Annotated in this window: 22 protein-coding genes and 2 pseudogenes; 12 read left to right on the plus strand and 12 right to left on the minus strand. The window is 61.8% G+C overall.

Features of this window, described 5'->3' with window-relative positions:
* Nucleotides 1-147: 147 nt before the first annotated feature.
* Nucleotides 148-2,523, plus strand: a complete 2,376-nt coding sequence (locus tag IC608_RS06475; RefSeq protein ID WP_191773832.1) for a heavy metal translocating P-type ATPase — start codon at nt 148-150, stop codon at nt 2,521-2,523.
* A 109-nt stretch (nt 2,524-2,632) separates the two neighbouring features.
* Here IC608_RS06475 and dmeF read toward each other — a convergent pair.
* Nucleotides 2,633-3,627 (minus strand): annotated as a pseudogene (gene dmeF / locus IC608_RS06480) (CDF family Co(II)/Ni(II) efflux transporter DmeF).
* Nucleotides 3,624-3,902: a metal/formaldehyde-sensitive transcriptional repressor gene (locus IC608_RS06485; RefSeq protein ID WP_191773647.1), complete on the minus strand. Its 279-nt coding sequence runs from the start codon at nt 3,900-3,902 to the stop codon at nt 3,624-3,626. Before IC608_RS06485 ends, dmeF begins: the two are co-directional and overlap by 4 nt.
* Nucleotides 3,903-3,969: 67 nt before the next feature.
* Between IC608_RS06485 and IC608_RS06490 the strand changes: the two are divergent.
* The 9 genes and pseudogenes from IC608_RS06490 to nagA form a co-directional block, all read left to right on the plus strand.
* Nucleotides 3,970-4,371 (plus strand): annotated as a pseudogene (locus IC608_RS06490) (cation transporter); the annotation flags it as partial.
* Nucleotides 4,372-4,636: 265 nt separating this feature from the next.
* The gene (locus IC608_RS06495) at nt 4,637-5,293 is read left to right on the plus strand and encodes a hypothetical protein (protein WP_191773651.1); all 657 of its coding nucleotides are present in this window, start codon (nt 4,637-4,639) and stop codon (nt 5,291-5,293) included.
* 300 nt (nt 5,294-5,593) lie between these two features.
* Nucleotides 5,594-6,892: an ABC transporter substrate-binding protein gene (locus IC608_RS06500; RefSeq protein ID WP_248306175.1), complete on the plus strand. Its 1,299-nt coding sequence runs from the start codon at nt 5,594-5,596 to the stop codon at nt 6,890-6,892.
* A 103-nt stretch (nt 6,893-6,995) separates the two neighbouring features.
* On the plus strand, nt 6,996-7,856 hold the full coding sequence (locus IC608_RS06505) for a carbohydrate ABC transporter permease (RefSeq protein WP_345890845.1): 861 nt from the start codon (nt 6,996-6,998) through the stop codon (nt 7,854-7,856).
* Nucleotides 7,853-8,710 carry a carbohydrate ABC transporter permease gene (locus IC608_RS06510; protein ID WP_191773654.1) on the plus strand — a complete coding sequence of 286 codons (858 nt, stop codon included), beginning with the start codon at nt 7,853-7,855 and terminating at the stop codon, nt 8,708-8,710. The genes IC608_RS06505 and IC608_RS06510 overlap by 4 nt, the downstream gene beginning before the upstream one ends.
* A complete protein-coding gene (locus IC608_RS06515; protein ID WP_191773656.1) occupies nt 8,707-9,582 on the plus strand; it encodes an ROK family protein in 876 nt (291 codons plus the stop codon). The genes IC608_RS06510 and IC608_RS06515 overlap by 4 nt, the downstream gene beginning before the upstream one ends.
* Entirely contained in the window at nt 9,579-10,328 is a 750-nt protein-coding gene (locus IC608_RS06520) for a GntR family transcriptional regulator (RefSeq protein WP_191773658.1), read from the plus strand. Before IC608_RS06515 ends, IC608_RS06520 begins: the two co-directional genes overlap by 4 nt.
* An 18-nt stretch (nt 10,329-10,346) precedes the next feature.
* Complete coding sequence (locus IC608_RS06525) at nt 10,347-11,141, plus strand: sugar isomerase domain-containing protein (RefSeq protein ID WP_191773659.1); 795 nt, start codon at nt 10,347-10,349, stop codon at nt 11,139-11,141.
* A gap of 67 nt (nt 11,142-11,208) precedes the next feature.
* Entirely contained in the window at nt 11,209-12,291 is a 1,083-nt protein-coding gene (gene nagA, locus IC608_RS06530; RefSeq protein ID WP_345890846.1) for an N-acetylglucosamine-6-phosphate deacetylase, read from the plus strand.
* Between the two features lie 375 nt (nt 12,292-12,666).
* Here nagA and IC608_RS06535 read toward each other — a convergent pair whose 3' ends face one another.
* The 6 genes from IC608_RS06535 to IC608_RS06560 form a co-directional block, all read right to left on the minus strand.
* On the minus strand, nt 12,667-13,266 hold the full coding sequence (locus IC608_RS06535) for an NAD(P)H-dependent oxidoreductase (RefSeq protein ID WP_191773662.1): 600 nt from the start codon (nt 13,264-13,266) through the stop codon (nt 12,667-12,669).
* Nucleotides 13,266-14,663: an FAD-binding oxidoreductase gene (locus IC608_RS06540; RefSeq protein ID WP_191773664.1), complete on the minus strand. Its 1,398-nt coding sequence runs from the start codon at nt 14,661-14,663 to the stop codon at nt 13,266-13,268. Before IC608_RS06540 ends, IC608_RS06535 begins: the two co-directional genes overlap by 1 nt.
* Nucleotides 14,660-15,976 carry a cytosine deaminase gene (locus IC608_RS06545; RefSeq protein ID WP_191773666.1) on the minus strand — a complete coding sequence of 439 codons (1,317 nt, stop codon included), beginning with the start codon at nt 15,974-15,976 and terminating at the stop codon, nt 14,660-14,662. The genes IC608_RS06540 and IC608_RS06545 overlap by 4 nt, the downstream gene beginning before the upstream one ends.
* A 2-nt stretch (nt 15,977-15,978) precedes the next feature.
* A complete protein-coding gene (locus IC608_RS06550; protein WP_191773668.1) occupies nt 15,979-16,842 on the minus strand; it encodes an ABC transporter permease in 864 nt (287 codons plus the stop codon).
* Between the two features lies 1 nt (nt 16,843).
* The gene (locus IC608_RS06555; protein WP_191773670.1) at nt 16,844-17,602 is read right to left on the minus strand and encodes an ABC transporter ATP-binding protein; all 759 of its coding nucleotides are present in this window, start codon (nt 17,600-17,602) and stop codon (nt 16,844-16,846) included.
* Nucleotides 17,603-17,739: 137 nt separating this feature from the next.
* Nucleotides 17,740-18,747, minus strand: a complete 1,008-nt coding sequence (locus tag IC608_RS06560; protein ID WP_191773672.1) for an ABC transporter substrate-binding protein — start codon at nt 18,745-18,747, stop codon at nt 17,740-17,742.
* Nucleotides 18,748-18,924: 177 nt separating this feature from the next.
* Between IC608_RS06560 and IC608_RS06565 the strand changes: the two genes are divergently transcribed.
* Both IC608_RS06565 and IC608_RS06570 read left to right on the plus strand, forming a co-directional pair.
* On the plus strand, nt 18,925-19,332 hold the full coding sequence (locus tag IC608_RS06565; RefSeq protein ID WP_191773674.1) for a RidA family protein: 408 nt from the start codon (nt 18,925-18,927) through the stop codon (nt 19,330-19,332).
* Between the two features lie 2 nt (nt 19,333-19,334).
* Nucleotides 19,335-20,156 carry a creatininase family protein gene (locus IC608_RS06570; protein ID WP_345890847.1) on the plus strand — a complete coding sequence of 274 codons (822 nt, stop codon included), beginning with the start codon at nt 19,335-19,337 and terminating at the stop codon, nt 20,154-20,156.
* Here IC608_RS06570 and IC608_RS06575 read toward each other — a convergent pair.
* The 4 genes from IC608_RS06575 to IC608_RS06590 are packed head-to-tail and all read right to left on the minus strand — an operon-like array spanning nt 20,153 to nt 24,059.
* Nucleotides 20,153-21,442: an MGH1-like glycoside hydrolase domain-containing protein gene (locus IC608_RS06575; RefSeq protein WP_248306176.1), complete on the minus strand. Its 1,290-nt coding sequence runs from the start codon at nt 21,440-21,442 to the stop codon at nt 20,153-20,155. The genes IC608_RS06570 and IC608_RS06575 overlap by 4 nt on opposite strands.
* A 57-nt stretch (nt 21,443-21,499) precedes the next feature.
* Nucleotides 21,500-21,913 carry a Rieske (2Fe-2S) protein gene (locus IC608_RS06580; protein ID WP_191773678.1) on the minus strand — a complete coding sequence of 138 codons (414 nt, stop codon included), beginning with the start codon at nt 21,911-21,913 and terminating at the stop codon, nt 21,500-21,502.
* Nucleotides 21,913-22,995, minus strand: a complete 1,083-nt coding sequence (locus tag IC608_RS06585) for an amidohydrolase family protein (RefSeq protein ID WP_191773679.1) — start codon at nt 22,993-22,995, stop codon at nt 21,913-21,915. Before IC608_RS06585 ends, IC608_RS06580 begins: the two co-directional genes overlap by 1 nt.
* Complete coding sequence (locus IC608_RS06590; protein ID WP_191773681.1) at nt 22,995-24,059, minus strand: amidohydrolase family protein; 1,065 nt, start codon at nt 24,057-24,059, stop codon at nt 22,995-22,997. The genes IC608_RS06585 and IC608_RS06590 overlap by 1 nt, the downstream gene beginning before the upstream one ends.
* Between the last annotated feature and the right edge of the window lie 10 nt (nt 24,060-24,069).

The raw sequence follows: 24,069 nt of genomic DNA on the forward strand, positions 1-24,069 counted from the left end.
TCCCCGTCGCGGGGCTTCTGCGACGGGGTGACTGCGCCCTTCGAAGGCGTAGCTCTGGGTCAGAATGCGCTATCGCGCCTCTTGACCTTCCTACGGTGGCAGGGTGCAGCCTCTCAGAAACAGGAGGCCGCAGTGTCCGGTACGAACATGCAAGAGCATGGCCATTCCCATCACCACGGGACCCACAACGGTGGCGGTGACGCCGCTGCAGTTCAAGGCGACACGGCGAAAGATCCTGTTTGCGGCATGGCCGTGGACATCGCGACAGCCAAGCACAAAGCGACCTATGAGGGGTCCACCTACTATTTTTGCTCGGACGCATGCCGCTCGAAATTCACAGCGGATCCAGTGCGGTATGCCAAGACGGAGCCGCACGCGTCGAAGAACGTCGTGAAAGAGGCACCGGCAGGTACCGTCTGGACCTGCCCGATGCATCCGCAGATCCGCCGGGATGGTCCCGGCTCTTGCCCCATCTGCGGCATGGCACTCGAACCGGAACTTCCCACCGAGGACACTGGTCCAAGCCCGGAACTGCAGGATATGAGGCGGCGCTTCTGGATCGCGACAGCGCTGACCATTCCCGTCTTCGTGCTGGAGATGACGGCCCATTTGGTTGACCTCCACATGCTGTTTCCCGGTCGTTCGATAACCTGGATTCAGCTGGCACTCGCGACGCCGGTCGTCCTTTGGGCCGGATGGCCGTTCTTCCAACGCGGCTGGGCATCGGTCATCAACCGCAGCCTCAATATGTTCACCCTGATCGCCATGGGGATCGGGGTTGCCTGGGTCTATTCACTCGTCGCCACGCTGTTTCCATGGTTATTTCCCAAGACCATGACCCAGATGGATGGCGGAGTAGCCGTCTATTTCGAGGCTGCCGCCGTCATCACAACGCTTGCTCTTCTTGGCCAGGTCCTTGAACTTCGCGCTCGAGAGCAGACCTCGGGCGCCATCAAAGCCCTGCTTGGCCTCGCCCCCAAAACTGCCCGCCGCATTCGAGAGGACGGGAGCGATGAAGAGGTCGACATCGAGAGCATCATGGTCGGCGACCGTCTGCGGGTGCGGCCAGGCGAAAAAGTGCCAGTGGACGGCAAGGTGCTCGAAGGCAGGAGCGCAGTGGACGAGTCGATGGTCACGGGCGAATCCATGCCTGTCACGAAGACCGTTGACGCACAGCTGGTTGCCGGCACGGTCAACCAGTCGGGCGGCCTTGTAATGGAGGCCACTGGCGTCGGGAAAGACACAATGCTGTCCCGCATCGTCGCGATGGTGGCGGCCGCCCAGCGTTCTCGCGCACCCATTCAGCGGCTTGCGGACCAGGTTTCAAGCTGGTTCGTTCCCCTGGTTATCCTGATCGCGGCCTTGGCCTTCACAGTCTGGATGCTCCTGGGGCCGGAGCCCCGATTTGCCCCCGCTCTCATTGCCGCTGTGTCGGTACTGATCATTGCGTGTCCCTGTGCGCTCGGTCTGGCCACCCCGATGTCGATAATGGTCGGTGTGGGCAAGGGCGCTCAGCTTGGCCTACTCGTAAAGAATGCCGAGGCATTGGAGCGCCTCGAAAGAGTCGACACCATTGTTGTCGACAAGACCGGTACGCTTACTGAAGGCAAGCCAAAGGTGACGCATGTCCTGCCAGCCTCGGGTTTCGATGAGAATGCCTTGCTCTCTGTGGCTGCCAGCCTTGAGCGGGCCAGCGAACATCCGCTGGGTGTTGCCATCGTTTCGGCGGCCGAAGAGCGTGGGCTTTCGCTGGTGCAACCGGCGGACGTTGATTCTCCGGTGGGCAAGGGCCTGACGGGTCTGGTTTCAGGCAAGCGTGTGCTCATCGGAAGTTCCAATTATCTGGAAGCCGAAGGTGTCGATGCAATCGGGTGGAGAGCACGGGGCGACGAGATTCGTGCACAAGGCGCGACTGTTGTGCTCATCGCCGTTGATGGCGTCATGGCCGGCGTCCTTGGTATTGCGGACCCGATCCGCTCAACGACCGCACATGCTCTTGCCGATCTGCGCCAGGAAAACATTCGAGTGGTCATGATGACGGGCGATAACCTTGTCACCGCCACGGCGGTCGCAAGACAGCTGAACATAACCGATGTCGAAGCAGACGTTCTTCCGGAACGAAAGAGCGACGTCGTCAAGCGACTGAGATCAGAGGGCAAGATCGTTGCCATGGCAGGCGACGGTGTAAACGATGCTCCGGCGCTTGCTGCCGCAGATGTCGGTATTGCGATGGGCACCGGCACCGACGTTGCCATGGAAAGTGCCGGCGTCACGCTGCTCAATGGAGACCTTGTCGGCATCGCCCGTGCGCGGCGGCTGTCCCGCGCCACAATGGGAAACATCCGTCAGAACCTGTTCCTGGCGTTCGTCTATAACGCGGCGGGCATACCCGTGGCGGCAGGCGTGCTTTACCCGTACTTCGGACTGACCCTGTCACCGGCCATCGCTGCTGCCGCGATGGCGCTTTCGTCCGTAAGCGTTATCGGAAATTCGCTCAGGCTGAGATCGGCACGGATTGCGTAACGCCGACAGGAGTTTCGAGCTGGTGCCCGCAGAAGGTTTCGACGATTTGTTTAGCGGTGGCGCCTGAATCTTCGGCTGCTACAGACGCACCGGCTGTCAGAACGCATCTCTAGGCCGGCTGCACCTCGATGGTCACGTGTGACAGCTCATGGATGGCCGCCAGCTTCTCTTTGTAGAAGTCGACTGTTTCGGAGGTCGACGAACGCAAGGCGATGATGGCGCCGTGATGGCCAGGTCCAAGCTGCCAAACATGCAGGTCGGTGATCTCGCCGCCGTTACCTTCGATGACCTCCCGGATCTCGCTGGGAAGGTCTTCGTGTTGCGGCAGGTAGTCGAGCAGCACGGCGCCAGCGTCGCGGATCAGGCCCCAAGACCAACGGGCAGTGACAAGCCCACCGACGATCCCCATGCGGGGTCCAGCCAGTTCCAGCCATAGAGACTTCCCAGGACCAGAGCCGCAATGGCCAGCACAGAGGTCTGGGCATCTGCGAGCACTGGAGGTAGGCGGCGCGCAGATTGTTGTCGGTCGCGGGCAGATGCTCAGGATGATCGTGGCTATGATCATGATGCTCATGACCGTGATGATCGTGATGATCATGAACGTGTCCATGATCATGATGATGGTCATGGCCGTGATGGTGATGCGAATGGTCGTCGCGCAGCAGCCAGGCGCAGAGCAGGTTCACCCCAAGACCGATCACGGCCACGGAGATGGCCTGCTGGAAGTTGATCGCCACCGGACTGTACAAGCGCAGCATGCTCTCCCAGCCGATCAGCAGCGCGATTAGGGCGAGCACCACGGCACTGCCAAAGGCCGCCAGGTCGCCCAGCTTTCCGGTGCCGAACGAAAACCGGGGGTTGCGGGCGTTCTTGCTGGCGAACATGTAAGCCAGCGCCGCGATAAGCATCGCCGCGGCATGAGTGGACATGTGCCCCATCCGCGACCAGAGCCATTGACCCGGACATCAACCCTGCTGCTATCTTCACCACCATCATGGTCGCGGTGATCGCGATCACGAGCCAAGTGCGCCGCTCGTTGCGGGCATGATTGTCCCCCAGAAAGACATGGTCATGGGGGTTCGAGAGGCGTGTGTCTGGGGTCATTTCAGATAGGTCCTCACGACATCCATAAGTTCCGCGGCGCCTTGAGCGCGGTCACGGTCCGGATCGGTGTCGGGATTGGAGACGTGTTCGCGGATGTGATGTTCGATCAACTCGCCGGTCAGGCCGGTCACAGCGCCACGGATCGAGGCAACGAGGTTGAGAACCTCGCCACAGGGGGCTCCTGCCTCGAGCGACCGCTCTACAGCTTCGATCTGTCCCTTCAGGCGTCGAACCCTCGCCAGGAGCTTATCTTTATGCTTGGACGTGTGTGTCATAACGTAGGGGATACCCTATTATTTACGCCCTTGAGCAACTTGAAGTTGGACAAGCGAGCATGATGGTGGATGCGAGGCTGCGGCGCGGGCCAGAATCGGCTTGCTGCTGGCAGGCGTCCTGCTCTCGCCCGCGCTGGCGCTGCTTTGGTCGCTCTGCGGGAAGTTCACCACTCCGGTGCCGCCGGAGCCCATTGCGCTGTCGCTGACCTGGCTTGGGGCACTGGCATTCAACCTCAGTTGCGCTCTTCTCCTGGCCCGCTTTCGTCATCACAGCGGTAGCCTGACCTGTGCGGCCTTCCTTTCAGCCGGCATTGACGCCGTCGCCATCATCGGCGCGGGGCTGGTTACCGCCAATCTCTGGAATTATGGTTGGCCCGATGTCCTCGTCGGGTTGGCCATCGCGGCGACGAATATAGATACTGCTCGCGAAGTCTGGGACGCCGCTCATGAGGAACACGCAATTGCAAAGGCCTTAGCGGCTGCTTTCGGGATCGGCGCTGTCAGCCCGAAACGGCAGTATTGGGATCGACAGCTGCCAGGCAGAAAGGCGCCCCATTGCGGCCATTCGACTTGCTTGAACGAATTCCCAAAAGCGGACATGGATATTTTTGTTCAGCGCCAATAGTGACGCTCTGGTCGCGCACCTTGCCAATGCAGGCACCTGGTGCAAGTGCCGACTTCAATGACGGGCTGGAGCGAATTAATTGGAGAAGTGGGCGTACGATCTGAGAGCAATGGCTTCAGCATTCAGGGAATCTCGTCGATTCAAAGATTTGACGGATGCCATTGATCGATACCATTCCGCATTCTCGGTACACGCTGATCTACTGGAAGCCAAACGAGCCATCGATACCCTGCATGAAGTCGACAAATACGAGAGCGCGCGGTTCCGGTTTGCCGCAGCGCTGATGACTCATGCTGTTGCTATGTATGCCCGTGCCACTATCTCAGATCATGATGGTCGCCCGCCCGTTGATGTGACGAGGTCGTTCTCTGAGGAATTGAAGCACAAGCACGCTGCGATTGCAGATCTCCGCAATACAGTCGTTGCGCACTATGGCGTTCCGAAAGGTAGTCACGCTCATCGCTGGAACGACGAGCGAACCGTCCTTCGCTGGCACCCGGAGGGGCGTTCGTTCAGCTATATAAGCAGTCGAGCAGGCTTCGTAGCTGAAGCAGTCAATGACCTTGCCATCTTGACCCGACACGCTGGCTTGGCAGTCGCCGCTGCTATCGATGAGAGGGAACTAAAATTGCGTGCGCTACTCAAGAGATTTGAGAACGATCCTGAGGTTGCCGCAGTAGCTCAGAGATGCAGGTTCAAACCTGAAAACTTCTATACAACCGAGGTTGCCGTGCACGCCTTCTGGCATGGGGTTGGTTCAGAATAGTTGCAATGCTGCCGACGGCGATGCGCCCCATTTCAGAGATTGGGGCCGTAGTGCCACATCTCGAAAACCGACGCTAAACGCAGTCGTCTTTTTTGCGCTTCGATTAGTTCACTTGATCGGCTTGCACCCCTGACGCGGCACTCCGGTCTCAGCTACGCGGTCCAAAAAGATCGCCATCCAGTTCCTTCCTTTCCCAAGTCGACAGACAACCTGTAGAAATTGCGCTTGACAGTCGTTATAACGTCATAACAGTCTGTCTGCGTCCGCGAAGTGGAGAAGCCGCGGTATAAGGATGGGAGAATGGTCGTGAAACTAGGTTACGGTTGGCGCCTTGCCACGGTTGCCACGTTGATGATGTCCAGCGTGTCGATGGCTCAAGCGGCTGAGATTTCTTTTCTGACCCATTGGGGTCCAGACACGGTGAAGCTGCTCGATGCGGCCATCGAAAAGTATGAGGCCGCCAATCCGGGCGACACCGTCACCGTGCGCGCCGTGCCCTTCGGGGACCTGCTGACCACCCTGCGCACCTCGGGTGGTGGCGCTGGCGGTGCGACGATCGCCGGCATCTACGATGCCTGGCTACCGGATCTCGTGCGCGACAAGCTGGTCAGCGCGGCAGCAGATGATGTCGCCGCCGACACCACGGCAAACTGGCCGGCTGGCGTCGTCAGCGCAGCTTCGGTGGATGGCGCACTCTATGGCATTCCCAACGAGATCGACGTCTATGCGCTCAACTACAACAAGCGCCTGTTCGAGGAAGCTGGCATCGCCGCGCCGCCCAAGACCTGGGACGAGTTTCTCGCTGCCGCCGAAAAGCTGACCGACAAGTCCAAGGGCGAGCAGGGTTTCGGACTGATCAATTCCTGGGCCGCGGGTGTGCTGCACCCCTTCGCCTCGCTCTTAGTCTCCAATGGTGGCGACCTTATTGTCGATGGCAAGCCGGTGCTGGACAGCGAAGCAGCCAAACAGACGTTCGAGCTTTACGAGAAGCTGGTCGCCTCAGGCTATTCCGATCCGGCCATGGCCACTGCCGATGCCAATACGACCGGCCCGTTCCTCGACAATTTCGTCTCCGGCAAGACCGGCATGATCATCATGGCCAACTGGTGGGAATCCGCGCTTAAGGCGGGCATGGGCGATGCCTTCGCGGACGTTGCCACCGCGCCGATCCCAGTTGGGCCTTCGGGAGATACCGCCCGCTCGATTTCCTATTCGTGGATGACCGTGGTCAATGCGCAGGCCAGCGCCGAGGAACAGGACGCTGCCTGGAAGTTCCTGTCCTGGCTCAATGGACCGGACTCCGGCGAGAATGGTGCCTCGGCCATGGGCGATATCCTGATGTCGATGGGTATCCTGCCGTCGCGCACCTCGGACGTCGCCGCATTCGGCGATCGTCTTGCCAGCGATCCGTTCCTGCTCGGCTATACCGAGACGCTCGGCGACGCTAAGCCCTTCCCGGTGGTGCTGGGCGGGCAGGAATTTTCCGAGTCGCTGCAGCAGACGCTCGAGGCAATGCAGTTCGGCCAACTTACGGCCGAGCAGGCTCAGGCCAATGCCCAGGCCGACGCGACCGAAATCCTCGCGCGCAACGCGCAATAAATCCCGCGTCTCCCGCGGCGGGTGGGGCACTCTGCCCCGCCCGTTGTCTTTCCCCAAGCAGAGCCCCCGCATGATTGGCCGCCATCGTCGCTCGACCATAGGCATGCTCGCGCCTGCCACCGGGCTCATCGCCCTTTTCGTGCTAGTGCCGATGGTGCTGACCATTGGCCTCTCATTCACGCAGTGGTCGACGCAAACCGGGTTCGAGACCGCTCGCTTCATCGGGCTCGCCAATTTCGCCGATCTGCTCGGTCCCACATCCATCGGCCGCGATTTCCGTGCAGCCTTCTTCAATACCGCGCTCTACACTGTCCTGTCGGTGGCGCTGATCGTGCCACTTTCGGTGCTACTGGGGCTTCTGGTGCACCAGACCTTCGCGCCGGGTGGCATCGTGCTGCGCACGGTCCTGTTTTCTACCTATATGGTGCCGACGATCGCTGTGGCGCTGGTGTGGTCCAAGCTCTATTCGCCGACCGAAGGGCCGATCAATCAGATGCTGGGCTGGGTCGGCATTCCGCCACAGACCTGGCTCTCTTCGCCCAATACGGCGCTCGTTTCCATTGTAATCCTCAATGTCTGGCAGCAGGTGGGCTATTTCACCGTGCTGGCTGTGGCCGGGCTGACGCAGATCCCGACAACGCTCTACGAAGCCGCACGCGTCGATGGCGCCTCGCCCTGGCTGCAGTTCTGGAAGATCACCTTGCCGCTGCTGCGCAACACGCTCTTATTCTCGGCAGTGGTCGCGGTCATCAATGCGGTGCAGGTGTTCGAGCCGGTGGCGCTGATCACTCAGGGCGGGCCGGTCAATTCCACTAACGTGTTGACCTATCATATCCGCCGCGTCGGCATCGAACGAGCGCAGGGCGGGCTCGGCTCGGCCATGGCGGTCACGCTGATGCTGTCGCTGATCGTTGTCATCGTGCTGCTGTTCGCCGTGCTGCGCGACCGGGGGGACGAGCGATGATCGTGGAGCGGCCCTATCGGCGCCGGGCCCGCGGCTGGCAGGAAGGGGCACTGACGCTCCTCATCATCGTCATCGCCGTCATCGCGGCCTTTCCGCTCGCATGGATGGTGCTTTCGAGTCTCAAGACACCCGAGGAAAGCATGCAGGTGCCGCCCGTGTGGCTGCCCGGATCGCCCAATCTCGATGCCTACATGCAGGTGGCGGACGTGGTGAGCCTTGGACGCAGTTTTTTGAACTCAGCCTTCATCGCACTGATCACCACAACGGCCATCGTCGTCACCAGCCTCATGGCCGGCTACGCCTTCGCCAAGTATCGTTTCAAGGGGCGCGACTGGCTGTTCGCGGCGCTGATCGCCACCATGTTCCTGCCGCCCATCGTGACGCTAATCCCGCTCTACCGGATGACGGGGTATCTCGGGCTCAATGCCAGCCTTCTGGGCGTCGTGGTGCCGAATCTTGCCAACGCTTTCGGCATCTTCCTGATGCGCCAATACATCAAGGGTGTGCCGGACGACCTGATCGACGCCGCCCGGGTGGATGGTGCGTCTGAAATCACCATCCTGTTCAAGATCGTGGCGCCGACCGTTTTGCCGGCCATCGCGGCACTGACGCTCTTTGCCTTCGTCTACCACTGGAACAGCTATCTATGGCCGCTGACCGTGCTGCAGGGCAATACCGACCAGTATCCCATCGTGATCTCGCTGAGCCGGCTGCTGAGTTACAATCGCGGGGCGATGAATACGGGCCTCGTCATGGCCGGGGCGACGCTGGCGGTGCTGCCGCCGGTCGTGCTTTTCGTATTTCTGCAGCGGTTCTTCGTCGACTCCATCGTCGCCACGGGGGTCAAGGGATGAGCGCCATCCTCGCCATCGACCTGGGGGGTACCCGATGCCGCATCGGGCTAGCCGATGCCGCCGATCCCGCCCGTGTGCAGTTGCTCGAGGACGTGACGGCGCCGGTCGACCGGGCCGGCTTTGTCGAGCTGGTCTCGGGCCTTCTGGCGGCGCATGGGGCGAGACGGCTAGGGGTGGGCATTCCGGGCCTTGCGCACGGAAGCATTTGCCGCTGGGTGCCGAACCTGCCCTTCCTCGACGGCCTTGATCTCGCCCAGGCGTTTGCCGGCGTCGATATTGGTCTTGGCAATGATGCTCAATTAAGTCTCCTCGCCGAAGTGCGGGCCGGCGCTGCAAAAGGTTGCGAGGATGCGGTGCTGCTGGCCATCGGCACCGGCATTGGTTCGGCCGTGCTGGCATCGGGCATTATTGTTGCCGGACACAACGGTGGCGCCTGTTCCTTCGGCTGGGCGACGGCAGACATGGCCGATGCCGGGGAAGACACTAGCGGCTGGCTGGAACGGCAGGCGGCGGGGCGCGCGCTCGACTGCCTTGGCCGTGCCCTTGGTCTTGACGGCGGCAAGGCGCTGATCGCCGCCGCACGGGACGGCAACGCAAACGCGCTTGGGTCGCTGCGCCACCCGATGGCGGCACTCGGCACGGCCGTTGGCTCCGCCCTCGCGTTGCTTGATCCCGCCGCAATCATCATTGCTGGCGGGGTGGCCGAGGCGTTCGACGTCCTCTTGCCGATACTGCGGCAGGAGGTTGATCGACGCGTGCCGCCCCACCTGCGCGGCGTGCAGCTGGTGCCCGCCACGCATGGCGCGCGGGCGGGGCTGGTGGGCGCGGCCTATGCCGGGGCGCTTGGGGCAAACTGGAGGAGGACAGCATGAGCGACGAACCCGCGGGACTGGTGCGGCCGGATCGCCGCAGGCCGGAGCCGCTCTGGCACCAGGCCGAAATGGCTCTGCGTGACCTCATCGACCAAGGCGAATGGGCGGCGGGGCTGCAAATCCCCAACGAGGACCGCCTCTGCGACATGCTGGGCATTTCGCGCATTACCCTGAGGCATGCGCTGCGCAACCTCGAAGAGGCCGGCATGCTGCGGCGCGAGCATGGGCGCGGCACCTTCGTGCGTTCGGCCACGATGGTGGCGGGGGTACGCGGGCTAACCAGCTTCACCGACGAGATGCAGAGCCTGGCGCTGTCGCCGGGCACGCGGCTCCTCGCGGCTCACACCATTGCCGCAACGGGCGAGATCGCCGAGGCGCTGGAAATGGCGGAGGGCGAGATGGTGGTGCAGCTGCGCCGCCTGCGCCTGGGCAATGGAGAGCCGATCGGCATCCAGACAACGCATCTGCCCGCGTCGCGCGCCCCAGGCCTTTTTGAGGCGGCCTCGGAAATCAGCTCGCTTTATCGCTGGCTCAAGGACAATGCCGGCATCGCTCCGGTCAGGGCCAAAGAGGTCTATCGCGTCGGTGCGGTCGCCCCCGGTGATGCTGAGGACCTGCAACTTCCCTCCGGCACGCCGGCCTTCGAGGTCGAGCGCATCACTTTCGACGCGCGTGGCCCCTTTGAATTTGCGGTCTCGACCATGCGCGCCGACCGCTATGAAATCCGTTCAACCCTTTACGTCTAGTTCTGAAAGGCCAGACCCATGTCCACGATGTTTATCAGCAAGCTCGCCGCCATTGCCGAAAAGGCGGGCGCCGAGAACGAAGCCGCCTTCGAAACCGCCTCAAAGGCCATGAGCGAAACGCTCGCCAAAGGCGGACTCGTGCATCTTTACGGCTCGGGACACTCGGTGCTGCCGGTGCAGGAAACCTATCCGCGCTATGGGTCGTATCTCGGCTTCAATCCGCTGACCGACCCACGTGTCATGTGGCACAACATCCTAGGTGCCGGCGGCGTACGCGAACTGCTCTGGCTCGAACGCACCGAGAAATATGCCGAGAAATTCCTCGACCACCAGCCGCTCAACCCGGGCGACACAATCGTCATCTTCGGTCACTCTGGTAGTAATTCCTCAGGCATCGACACCGCGCTCTATGCCAAGGAGCGGGGCCTGACCGTCATCGCCATCACCGCCAAGTCCAATGCCAGCAAGCCGGCAACCCATAGCTCGGGCAAGCGCCTGCCGCATGCGGCTGATATCGTCATCGATACCGGCGCGCCTGTCGAAGATGCGATCGTGTCGATCGACGGCTGGAGCCGGCCGGTTTCGGGTTCTTCGACCGTTCTGGCCATGATCATGATGCATGAGCTGGTCTCGCGCACGGCGCAAAAGCTTGCCGAAAAGGGCATCGAACTGCCCGTCTTCGCCTCACCAACCATTCCGGGAGTCACCTTGCACGACACCGATATCATCTATGGCCAGTACCGCGAGAAGATGATCGACGCCCAGTCCAAGCATCTGGCTCAGTTCAAGAAAACCATGGCCAATGAAGGCTGACGACATCTGTCGCTTCCGGTCCGCCCGTCTGTTCGATGGGCGGACCTGGCACGAACAGGCAACCCTTGTGGTTTCGAACGGCAGGGTCAGCGGCCTCAGCAGCGGCCCCGTCGTTGCACCCACGCTCGATTTGGGTGATTGCACGATCCTCCCGGGCCTTGTCGACCTGCAGTGCAACGGTGGCGGCGGCATTCTGCTGGACGGTGATACGACCGATGTCGGACTGAAGACTATTGTCGACACGCACGCTCGTCTGGGCACTTTGCACGTCCTTCCGACCCTGATCACGACCACGCCGGCCGCCACCGACCATGTCCTGTCCCTTGGCGCGCGCGCCACAAGGCTTGGACTCGCCGGCTTTTTAGGATTGCACCTCGAAGGACCGCATTTATCCCTTTCGAGGCGCGGCGCCCATGACTCCCGTCTCATCCGCCCCATGCAGGAAGCCGATATCGTGCGGCTTGAACGAGCGCGGTCGGAACTGGACCATATTGTCGTGACCCTCGCCGCCGAAACCGTGCCGCCGGAAACGATCGCTCGCCTGACGCGCGCCGGCATCGTCGTCAGCCTGGGACATTCCGACGCCACATACGAGCAAGCCATGGCAGCCTTTCGCGCTGGCGCGAGCATGGCGACGCATCTGTTCAATGCCATGAGTCAGATGGGCAACCGTGAGCCTGGCCTTGTCGGGGCCGTTCTCGACGCGCCGGGCGTATCGGCCGGCATTATCGCGGATACGATTCACGTGCACCGCGCCACGATGCGGGCCGCTGTTGCCGCCAAGCGTGGTCCGGGCGCCATCTTTTTGGTCTCGGACTCCATGGCGCAGGCCGGCACGGACTGGACGTCGTTCCTCTTGGGCGACGACATCATCGAACGACGTCAAGGAGCCCTGCGATTGGCTGACGGTACGCTGGCCGGCGCTGACCTGACCATGTTTTCCGCGGTCAGAAATTGGGTCGATATAGGTCTGGGAGCGATTGAGGACGCCGTCGCTCGCGCTACATCTTTGCCTTTACGTGCCCTTGGCCACGAAGACCCGCACAGACTTGCCGAAGGGTTACCCGCGGACTTCATTGTGCTCACGCCGGACATGGAATTAGAAACGGTATATCGTTCAGGAATTGCGATCGCTGAATATAGCAGCTGAATTTAGAAGCGCCGGACCTGCTTGTGATTGTGCGTTGGAAGCGTGCGTAGCTGTACTAAGCGAGGCTTCTGAGCTGATGATTGCGAAGCCCTTGCCCGTGCTCTTTCTGACCATCAATTCAATCAAGGTGTCTCGTGATTTTGGCTAGACGTCGCCGATGCGCCCCATACCTGTCGTTTGGGCGGCGAGTTGAATCGCCGAGAAGCAGTCATTACATTTAGTTGAATAGAGCAAACGCCCTCGCGGTACATAATGCAAGAAACAGTCGCTTCCAGCACTGGACATCGAATCGATAGGCAACCCTTTCACTTCGTTGCTAAATCACTTTCAGTAGTGCCCTAATCTTATGCGGCAGTGCGAACGGAATGCGCTGTGTCACTGGATGGCAGAAACTTTCTGTCGGACCAGTTGCACGAATGCGGCCCTGCTCTCGGGTGTGCCATTGTTCATGTCGTAAAGCGCAACATAGTCCGGCGGCTTAGGTGTTCGAAACGTTGCCCAGCCCCAGCGTTTCACCACTCGCCGCGGCGGATCGCCCATCAGCCAGGTCCGCCATCGATTGCCACCATAGGTGGTGACGAACATGACGTGCTTGATATGGGTGAAATTGGCGCGCGGAATGCCACGGTCGCCACTTCCGTCCATGACGAAAGACACGCCGGGCAGAAAGATGCGATCGAAATAGCCTTTGAGCATCGCCGGGAAACCGTAATTCCAGATCGGATGGACAAAGATCAGCACCTCCGCTCGCAACAAGCGCTCTGCGTAGACATCGACCGCATCGGTGCGATTGAGCGTGGTGTCGTGGTAGTTGAGGCGCTCCAGCCGGCTGAGCCTCGGGTCGAACTCCTCGGCATAAAGATCGAGCGCATCAACCTCGTGCCCACCCTTTCGCGCCTGATCAAGAACCGCCTCGAACAAGGCGCGGTTAAAACTGGTTTCGACCGGATGGGCATGGACGACGTGAAAGCGCATCACGGCTCCACGGGTGCCAGACCGCTGAACAGCCAGGCTCGTCCCGATGTCAGATCAAAGTTGGGATCGTCCCAGGCGATCATCTTGCCCGGATTGAGCCGGCCGGACGGATCGGCCTGGCGCTTGAACTGCAATTGCACCTCGTCGGTGCGCTTCATGCCACCTTCTTCAAGCGTATAGCGGTGCGGATTGAACACAGCGCAGCCGTTGGCTTCGTGAATGGCGATGATTTCCTCGAGCCTTTCTTCGCTCGTGTAGCGCACAAGGGGCAGGCCCGCGAACGCGACGCGCCCGTCCTGGCGGGCCACTTCGATATGCATAGGCAACTCATCGCCGAAAATGTCGATGATGGTGCGCACATGCTCGACGCTGGGATAACGGGTCTGCAGATAGGTTATGCTGGGGTCGACTTTGATGGCGCGCAGCGTTGTATGGTTCCAGCCCAGCTCGTAGATCGGGGGCAGGCGCTTTTTTTCGTCAGCGTCGAGCTGGTCGCCGCGCAACAGCAGCTCGCCTGCATGGTGCTCGATGAACACGGCCATGGCCTCGATGGCAACCGGGGCGACCATGAGGATGACGATGGACTGGCCAGGCCTCACATAAGCCTTGTGACGATTAAAATAATCCTGCGCAATGGGCGCGGCACAGATGCCCACTTCCTTGACCAGCAGGCCATCCTGCAGGCCGACGGCCTCGGCGAAGCGACAGGCGGCGATGCAGTCGGGAAAGCCGACCATGACATCGATCCACTGGTGGCTCTGGGTCAGCGGCATCTCGACTTCGACGATGATGCCGTTGGTGCCATAGGCATGCGCCACCTTGAGGATGTCCTTGCCCACGAGGTCGAGTTCGCGCGGCGTTTCCTCGCAGGTGATGACCTTGAGGCCCAGTATATTGCCAAAGGCACGCAGGCCTGCCCAGCGGATCGACCCTACCCCGGCAGACCCGCCGGCAATGAAACCGCCGATGCTGGCCGAACGATTGGTGGACGGGTGAAAGCGCAATTCGCCACCTACGGCCGCCCGCGTCTGATGATCGATCTCTTCCATCACCGCCCCGGCCTGCGCCCGCACCCGGTCCGGTTTGATGTCGAGCACCGCATTCATCTGCATGAGGTTGAGGATGACGCCGCCCGCCAGCGGCATGGCCTGACCGTAATTGCCAGTTCCCGCGCCACGCGCCGTTATGGCGATGCCATGTCGATAGGCAGCTGCCAACACGGTCTTGACCTCCGCGATGGAACGCGGCGACACCACGAGGTCAGCGCAGACATGGTCGAGCTTCTGCTTGAGAATGGGCGAGTACCAGTAATGGTCACGGCTGCGCTGCTGCACCAAAGCGGCTCGATCCTCGACGGCAATCTCGCCAAGGGCCGCACGAAATTGGGCGATGCTCATCGCAGTACTCCAGCCAGATCGTCAAGTTCGCGGTAGTCGGGCAGGGACGCCTCGATGGCGGCGCCACCGCGCACCACGGTGCGTTCGTAGGGTGACCGGGCCTGCAATTCGCCCCAGCTTCGCGCACGCAACACGATGACATCGGCAGGGAGCCCGACCTCGACCAGGCCAGTATGGGCAAAACCGGCAACAGCCGCCGGTTGGGCGGAGATGCTGCGCAACCAGTCCCACGCGTCTTGTGCCGGATGATCGATCTGGCAAATGCGCGTCAGTTCGCGAAAAACCTCGAGCATGTCCATATCGCCGTAGGCAAAGAAGGGATCGCGCGTATTGTCGGAGGCGGCCGAAACGCGGGCACCGGCAGCCTTCAATTCCTTGACCAGCGTGACGCCCCGCAGACGTGGGGTCCGCGGCTGCTGCGCCGCCTGCCGGTCCTGCAGATAGAGGTTGCACATTGGCAGGGTCACGATGGAAATCCCGGCGGCGACCACTACGTCGATGGTACCATGGGCCTCGGCGCTGTCCTGGGCTGCGAGCGAACAGCAATGCCCCGCCTGTACCACGCCTTGATGCCCACGCTCGAGCACCACCTCGGCAAGGGCGCGCAGCGTGCCGGCGGCCGGGTCGAGCGTTTCATCGAGATGCAGGTCGAGCGCGAGGTCGAATTCGGCAGCCGCTTCGACCATATTGGCCATAGCCGCTTTCGCGCCGTCATGCCGGCCCATTGCGCCACCCAGCACGCCCCCGAAGCGCGCAGCCCAGCGTGCCGTGTCCCGCACGAAAGCGGCATCGCACATCTGGTCCGGTCCGATTAACGCGACGGCCTGCACCTGCAGTCGGCCGAGCCAGTCCTGACGAACCGCCTCGAATGTTGTCCAACTGATGTCGCGCTGGGCCGGGTCGCTGTCGAGATGGGTGCGAATGGCAGCGGTGCCATGGGCATACGCGCTACGCAGGGCAAAATCCATGCGCCGGCGGAGATCGGCTGCCGTCCAGTGCGCGGCACGATCGGCCGCCACCGCCCCCAGCGCGCCGGCAAAGCTGCCATCGGGATTTGCGGTGCGCGTGGCAATCTGCGCCTTGTCGAGATGGGTATGGACATCCACCAACGCGGGCAGCACGAGCCCGCCATCGCAATCGACTGCGCCAGGGCCAGGGGACTGCGTCGAGGTTATTGCCGCCACGATGCCGTTGGCGATGGTGATGTCGACGCGGTCCACTTCGCCCGAAACGTGGCCGCGCGCGGCGCGCGGCAGGCTGCAATCATGCAGCACCACACTCGTTCCGGCCCAGGGCCTGATCGCCTGCGGCATGGCTAGTTCTCGCGCCGGATGGCGGATTCGTGCCAGCGGTGCAGCGTCAGCCAGGAGAGAAAAGAGGTCAGGGCGTAAATGGCGATACCCGTGCCACAGAGCATGATGAGCGCGGCGAACATGCGGGGAAGATTGAGCCGATACTGGCTTTCGAGCAGCCGGAAAGCCAGGCCCGAGCCCTGCCCGGCCGATCCTGCGGCAAATTCGGCCACCACGGCCGCAATCAGCGACAATCCGCCGGCAATGCGCAGCCCGGCCATGAAATAAGGCATCGAGGCGGGGATCTTGAGGAACAGCAGAGTCTGCCAGCCCTTGGCGCCGTAGAGCTCGAACAGATTGAGAAGATTGTGATCGACGCTTTTGAGACCCTGCACCATGTTGGAGAGGATCGGGAAGAAAGCCACGAGAAAGGCACAGATCATCAGCGCCGATTGCGTGTCGGGCGCGTAAATAAGGATCAGCGGCGCCACCGCGATGATCGGCGTCACCTGCAGGATGACGGTGAAGGGAAACAGTGCCAGTTCCAGCCAGCGGGACTGCACGATTATGATGGCAAGCAGCACACCGCCGACCAGGGCCACGCCGAGCGCCATGAATGTGATGCGCAGCGTGACCCAGAGGGCAGGCCACAGCGTCGATGAATCGGTGACCAGAGCCACGACAGCATCGATCGGTCCGGGCAGGATATATTTGGGTATCCCCTGCCACACGACGAGGATCTGCCATATCGAAATGAACGCCAGTAGCGCCGCCAGCGGCACGAGAATACGCAAGGCCTTTTCGCGCTGCGATGTTCCGAGCGGCCGGATGATGGTGGCTGCGTCCGTCCCGCGGTCGTCGCGTAGAGCAGTGCTGATTTCGGCCATTTCAGATCTCCGCCGACTGGATGGCGCTTTGCAGGGCGTCCGAAACGGTCTGACAATTGGCGCGGTAGAATTCGGAAACGCGATAAGTGCCGTCGCGCTGTTCGGGCTGGCTGATGGGCAGGTCGGTGTAAACCTGTCCAGGCCGGGCGCGCATGACCACGATGCGGCTCGACAGATAAGCGGATTCGAAAACCGAATGGGTGACGAAAATGACGGTCACGCGGGTCCGATGCCAAAGCGCCAGCACATCGTCGTTGAGCTTTTGGCGCGTGATTTCGTCCAGCGCGGCAAATGGCTCGTCCATCAGCAAGAGTTTGGGCTGTGTCACCAGCGCTCGGGCGATCGAAACACGCATCTTCATGCCGCCCGAAAGCTCGCGCGGATAAGCATGGGCAAAATCGGCGAGGCCGACACCGCGCAACTGTTCCATCACCCGGTCGGCCGCATCGGCCTTGGAGACGCCCGCCAGCTTGAGCGGCAGATGGACATTGCCGAACACCGTCGACCAAGGCATGAGCGTGGGCTCCTGGAAGACGAAGCCGACATCGCCTTCCGGCAGGCCCTTGCTGTTGATGCGCGAACTGGGCCAGGCAACCGTGCCCGAACTGGGCGCCCCCAGACCGGCAATGATGCGCAAAGCCGTCGATTTGCCGCAGCCGGAGGGGCCAAGGAGCGAAATGAACTCTCCGGCATGGACATCGAGCGACATGCCCTTGAGGGCCAGCGTCCCGTTGGAAAAGACCTTGTTGACGTCACGCATGACGACAACCTCATGCCCATTTTTGGGCCGGGACGCTGGGTTATGCTGCGATGGCGAAGCGTTCTGCACGATCTGATCCAAGCTCTATTCCCGGTCGGAGCAGCCACGCCTATTAAAGGGCGTGGCCGGAATTGCCGTCACTGGCTGGCGAGATCCTTGCCGACCGACTTGCAGACAAACTGGGTCGTAAAGGCCTTGTCGAGCTGTATGCCGGCTTCGTAGACGCCTGCCTCGATCATGCTGTCGTAAAACTCGGTCCAGCGCGCCTCGGTCATGCAGCCGATCCCACCGCTTTCCGCATCGCCCGATACCAGAATGCCGTATTCTTTCATCTTGTCGATCGCATAGGTGATTTGGTCATCCGTCATTTCGGGGTTGTCGGCCTTGATCATGTCGTTGGCCGCCTTGTTGTCCCCATAGATATAATTGTACCAGCCGATGATGCTGGCATCGACGAAGCGCTGGACCATATCGGGGTTCTGATCGATCAGGTCCTGGCGCGTCTCGATGGTCGTCGAATAGGGCTTGTAGCCATAGTCGGCGATCAAGAAGATCTGCGGCGCCCAGCCCGTCTGCTTTTCGATCTCGTAGGGCTCGGCCGTCAGATACCCCTGCTGCACGGACTTGTCGTCGGCAATGAACGGGGCGGCATTATAGGTATAGGCCTCGTAAAGATCGTCCGAGAAGCCCTCGAAATTGGCCTTCATCCAGGGCCAGTAGCCGGCGAACAGGCTGTCCTTGCCCATGATGATCTTGCTTGCACCGGACAGGCTGGCAAGGTCGGTGAAGCCGGCATCGGGATGGGCGAGCAGCACCTGCGGCGACTTCTGGAACATGGCCGCCACCGTAACGTTCGGCAGCCCCTGACGCGCCGCGTCGATGGTCGACATGCCGCCCATGTAAAACTCGATCTGGCCGGCTGTCAGCAGTTGTCCGTTGGGCGCCTGGGGGCCGCCTTGGCGGATGGTGACGTCGAGCCCATACTTGGCATAGGTGCCATCGGCCACGGCCTGATAGAAACCGCCATGCTCGGCCTGCGCCACCCAGTTGGTGCCGAAGGTAACCTTGTCTTGCGCCTGCGCGGCACCAGCTAGCCCAGCGGCAAAAAGGACAGCCGAAGCGGCCAGAATTGTTGCGTTCTTCATAGCATTCCTCCTGCCGCGCCCGGCCCCTCAGCCGAAACGTGATCATCAAGACCGCGGCGGGACCAAGAGTGTTTGGGTTCGAGCGTCTTGAAAACCCGTTAAGCCCGGTCCTTTTGTCGCAAAACCACAAATTTCATTGTTGCAACCGTTTTAAATCTGTCTAGGATGGCAATACCTATGGAGGGACATAGCGTGGAGACCCTGTCTCCGGCGCGTATTGCGCCGCCCTTTTCCGCCTATAGCCACGGTGCCCTTGTGCCGCCCGATCAGCGACTCGTCTTCTGCTCGGGGCAGTTGGGCATTGATGCTCAAGGTCAGGTGCCAGCCGATTGTGCCGCCCAGACCAGGCTTTGTTTTGCCAATATCGAGGCGATCCTGGCCGAAGCCGGTATGAGCCTCGCAAATATCGTCCGCATCAATGCTTTCGTGACCGGCCGTGAACATCTGGCTGGCTATATGGACGTGCGCAATCAACTCTTCGTCGCACCCTTTCCAGCATCGACGCTCCTTGTGGTTTCGGGCTTTTCGCGTCCTGAATCCGTCGTGGAAATAGAAGTCGTGGCTGCTGGACCGGCACAGGAATGAACATGATGTCACGGCCCTTCTGGTGGTCCGAATTCAGCGCCAATACATTTGCAGGTATCGACCCGATGCAAACGATTGCGCTGATGCCCGTCGCGGCGACCGAGCAGCATGGACCACACCTCCCGCTCGGCACGGATACGATCCTCAACCAAGGCTGCCTGGACCTGCTACGCGATCGCATCGCCGCAGACCTTGACCTGCGCGTTCTGCCGATCATGCAGGTTGGCAAATCCAACGAACATATCTGGGCCACCGGTACGCTGACGCACACCGCCCATACCCTGATCGACGCCTGGATCGAGATCGGCCTTTCGGTTGCCCGCACCGGCATCCGCAAGCTCCTGATCGTCAATTCGCATGGCGGCAACGAAGAGATCATCGGTATCGTGGCGCGCGAGCTTCGCGTTCAGGCCGATATGCTGGTGATCAAGTCAGGCTGGAGCAAGTTCGCGCCGCCCGATGGCCTTTTGCCCGATAGCGAAAGGCGCCATGGTATCCATGGCGGCGATTTCGAAACCTCGATGATGCTGGCCTTCCGCCCCGATCTCGTGGTGCTCGACCGGCTTGCCGACTTTCCATCCGTCGCAGCGCGGGACGAAGCGCGTTTTACCCATCTGCGTCCCACCGGCCAGCACGCTTATGCCTGGATCGCGAGTGACCTCAACCCGGCCGGCACCGTCGGCAATGCGAAGAGGGCCAGCGCCGAAAGGGGGCATTTGATCGCCGAGCGGGAAGTGTCGGGCATGATCGAGCTTCTGGCCGACATCCGCAACTGCCCATTGCCCGAGCCAGCCCGGACGCTGCCGCATCGAACCGGGTTTTAGCGCCGGGTGAGGAATTCGATCACCATCGCAGCCGTCCAGGTGAATCTTCCCCCGCCCAGCGCCGCCCCGGTTTGCGGCTCGTAATATTCGGCGAAGCCGGATTTCTCGATCAGGTCAAGGCTCGAGCGGACAATGCGGTCGGCGACTTCGGTCTGTCCCGCCTGCCGCAGGCCGTTTTCGATGAGAAAATTTGTGATCAGCCAGATCGGCCCGCGCCAGTAGCGCTGCGCCTCGTATCCGGGCGCTCCCGGATCGTGCGACGGCACGAGGAAGTGCATCTGTTCACCCATTGCCGCGATCTGTCCGGCAATGGCGGCGGCACGCGCAGGCGGGATGGCGGCCAGAATTGGCAGGAGCCCCCCGATGGAGCGGCTATCGATCCGTTCGCCGGTGGCGCGGTTAAACCCCTGGTAGCGCTGGCTGGACACATGCCAAAGCGCATCGAGGGCGTCAAGGGACCGCTGCGCCCACGCCCGGTTGCGCTGCGCAAGCGTTTTTTCTCCAAGCGCCTCCGCCACCGCCGCCAGATCGGCGCAGGAGCGGATGAGAATGGCGTTGAACGCCGGATCGACCACGCGAAACGGGGACGCATCATGCAGCAGACTGTTGTCCCAGCCCAGCCGCCGGAAGTGCTCCACGAGCCAGACAAACGCATCGTATTGCGCATCGGTGGGGCGATGGGCGGGATTGGCGTGGTCGGTGTCGCGCCGCCTGTACGGCGTTATGCCGCTCGTGGGAACTTGCGCCAGCGCCTCATCCCAATCGACCGAATTGTCCCGTCCCGCCTCCCAGGGATGAAGGATCGCGACAAGGCCTTCCCCGTGTGGATCGCGGTTGCGGTAGAACCACGCGTGCCAGGCATCGATCTTGTGCAACAGTGCGCGCGATCGCGTCTCTGCCATGGCGCGATCAGTGTGGCGATCCTGCGCACGATCAAACAGGCGCCGCACCGCAAAGCCTGCAACCGCTGGCTGGGTAATGCCCGATGTTGGCGTCGGACGATTGGTCTGCCAGATGTCGGGCCCCGGAAAATAGGTGTCGGACGGCACGTGAAAGACGATCTGCGGCACCATGCCATCGGGCCATTGGTGCTCGAAAAGCGTTTCGATCTCGGTCCAGGCACGATCCTGGCTGATCGCGGCCAGCCCCAGCGCGGTCAGGCACGAGTCCCAATTCCATTGAAACGGATAGAGCCCCTTGGTGGGCACGGTATAGGTACCCCTGTCGTTCTCCCGCAGCACGGCAAAGGCATTCTCGAGCGAAGCGGAAGACATTTGGGCAAGCATGGCGCGAGCGCTTTCATCGGTGTGGCTTGAGGCATTGGGGGGCGAACCGACCGCAGGTCAGGCGTCCACGAGGATGTAGTCGTTCTCAGTTTTGACTGGAAAGGTCTGGGCCGTGTATTCGCCGCGCACCAGTTGCGTGCCAGCCAGCACTTCGGTGCGGTAGCTGCGCACCTTGACGCGATCCGGCTCGCACCAGGATTTGCCGGTCCGGATATCGAATTCCCAGGCATGCCAGGGACAGCGGATGACCTGCCTGTCGGCGTGATAGTCGTAGTGGCCCGGCTCGCTGGACGTGACCGCGACGGTCAACTTGCCGTCGCACAGTCGGCCGCCCTGGTGCGGGCAGCGGTTGAGCAGGGCAAAAAATTGCCCCCCGTGGTTGAAGATGACCACTTCCCTGCCGCGAACCTCGACCAGCTTGCGCTGCCCCACCGGAATATCGCTGACCTGCGCGACGATCTCGAAAGCCATCACGAGCGCCCGTAGAGCGTCAGGGCATTGCCGAAGCGCACCTTGTCGCGCTGCTCTGCAGCCAGGGATGGTGGCAGCCCGAATTTGGGATCGTCGAAATCCCAATGCGGATAGTCGCTGGCAAACATCAGCCGGTCCCAGCCGATCTGGTCCATGACTTCGACCACCTGGTGTGGGCGCGGCGCTTCTTCCATCGGCTGCGTGGTGATCCAGATGCGCTCCTTGATGGTTTGCGAGGGTGGCCGTGTGACATGGGGCACCTCGCCGCGCATGCGGTGCCACAGCTTGTCCAGCCGCCAGCCCAGGGCTGGAAGCCAGGCAAAACCTGCTTCGATGACAAGAAACCGGAAATTGGGAAAGCGCTCGAAAACCCCCTCGAAGATCAAGCTGGCAATGGAAGCCTGGATGCCGGCGGGGTGGGCAGCGCCCTCCTCGAGATAGAATGATGGATGGCCTCCACTGGTCGCCGGATGCCCGCTATAGCCAAAGACATGGCTTGCCACCGGCAGGCCATGCTCGGAGGCCGCTTCGAAAATGGGCCAGTAACGGCGCTTGCCCAGCGGCTCGGTAGTGCGACTGAGTAGCAGCACCTGCACGAAGTCCTTGTTGGCGGCGCGCTTGTGAATTTCGGCGGCAGAGGCCTGACCGTCCTCGTAGGGCACCATGATCGACGCCTTGAGCCGGCTTTCGCGGCTGGTCCAGGTGTCGACAAGCCAGTCATTGGTGGCCGAGCAGAGGGCTGCGCTGAAATCGACGTTGAGATCGCCACCCGATGGATTGAGCGGATTGAGCACGCCCAGTTGGATATTGTGGGCATCGAGGTGCTGGCGGCGCATCATGTCCAGATCGCTGCCCGGCAGGCCTGTTTCCGGCCAGGCATCGCGGCGCATGGCGCTGGGAGCGATCTTGGGATAGGGCGTGCCCTTGACGAAGGCCTGGCGCGAGCGCAGCCCATAGGTAGTGTAATAGTCCCACCAATGCCGGCTCATATAGGGGCGCAGATCCTCGAAGGACTTGATGGCGGGATGAATGTCGCAGTCCACAACGCCTGAATTGCTCGTGCCTTGCACAGTCTGGGACATCAGAGCGCCTCCTCAAGCCGGCGATAGGTGGCACGCGGATTATCCTGAGCCATGCGGCGAATGGTTTCTTGGTCCAGCCCTTGCGGCAACACGGCGTCGCCGTCGAACTGGTGGTGCGGATAGTCGCTGGCGAACAGCAGCATGTCCTTGCCCGGCAGGTGTTCGAGAATGCGGGCGACCGTTGCTGCATCGTCCGGTGCGTCGAAGGGCTGTGCCGAAAGCCGGATATGCTCGCGCGCGATGTCGATGGGTGGCTTTGTGACCCAGGGCACCTCGCTGCGGGTACCGCGCCAGAATTTGGTGAGGCGCCAGAGGAATGGCGTCAGCCAGGTAACGCCCGATTCGAGCAGCACGACCGTGAGAGCCGGAAACTTGTTGAACACGCCTTCGCTGATCAGACTGCCCAACTGCCCCTGAAAGGCAAGGGCCTGGCTGGCATAGTCTTCGACGAAGTAAGTGGGCCAGCCGACGGGCGTCACTGCATGGCGATAGCTGCTGCCGGCATGGATGCCCACCGGTAGGCCATGCTTTTGCGCCGCTTCGTAGATGGGCCAGTAACGGCGCTGTCCGAGCGGCGCCTCGACCATGGCGGGCAGCAGAACCTGTACGAAGCGCCGGTCGGGGGCGCACCGGTCGATCTCCTCGGCGGCCCGTTGCGGATTTTGCGGCGCCACCACGATCGAGGCGCGCATGCGCGGTTCGGGATCGAGCCAGGTATCGACCATCCAGTCGTTGACCGCGCTGGCCAGCGCCACCCCCAGATCCTCGCTGAAGGCCAGATGCGCGCCGTAAAGACAATTGCCGATCGCCCATTGCACGTCCAAGCGATCCAGAACATGACGCCGATAGTCATCGAGCGATACGGGCAGGCCCTTGCCGCCCGGCCGCCAGTCCGGCCGTGCCGAGAGGGGCGCATTGGGTGGGTAGGAGATGGAGTCGAAGCCTTCGATACCCCGGTCGTCCACCGAGGCGGCCCAGTTGGCCGGCAGGTATGGGACGAGTGCCCGAATGTTAGGCACGACGGGATGCATGTCGCAATCGATCGGTCGCAGGGCACTGATCATCGCGCTCTCC

Source organism: Devosia oryzisoli (genome assembly GCF_014837245.1).
Classification (GTDB): Bacteria; Pseudomonadota; Alphaproteobacteria; order Rhizobiales; family Devosiaceae; genus Devosia; species Devosia oryzisoli.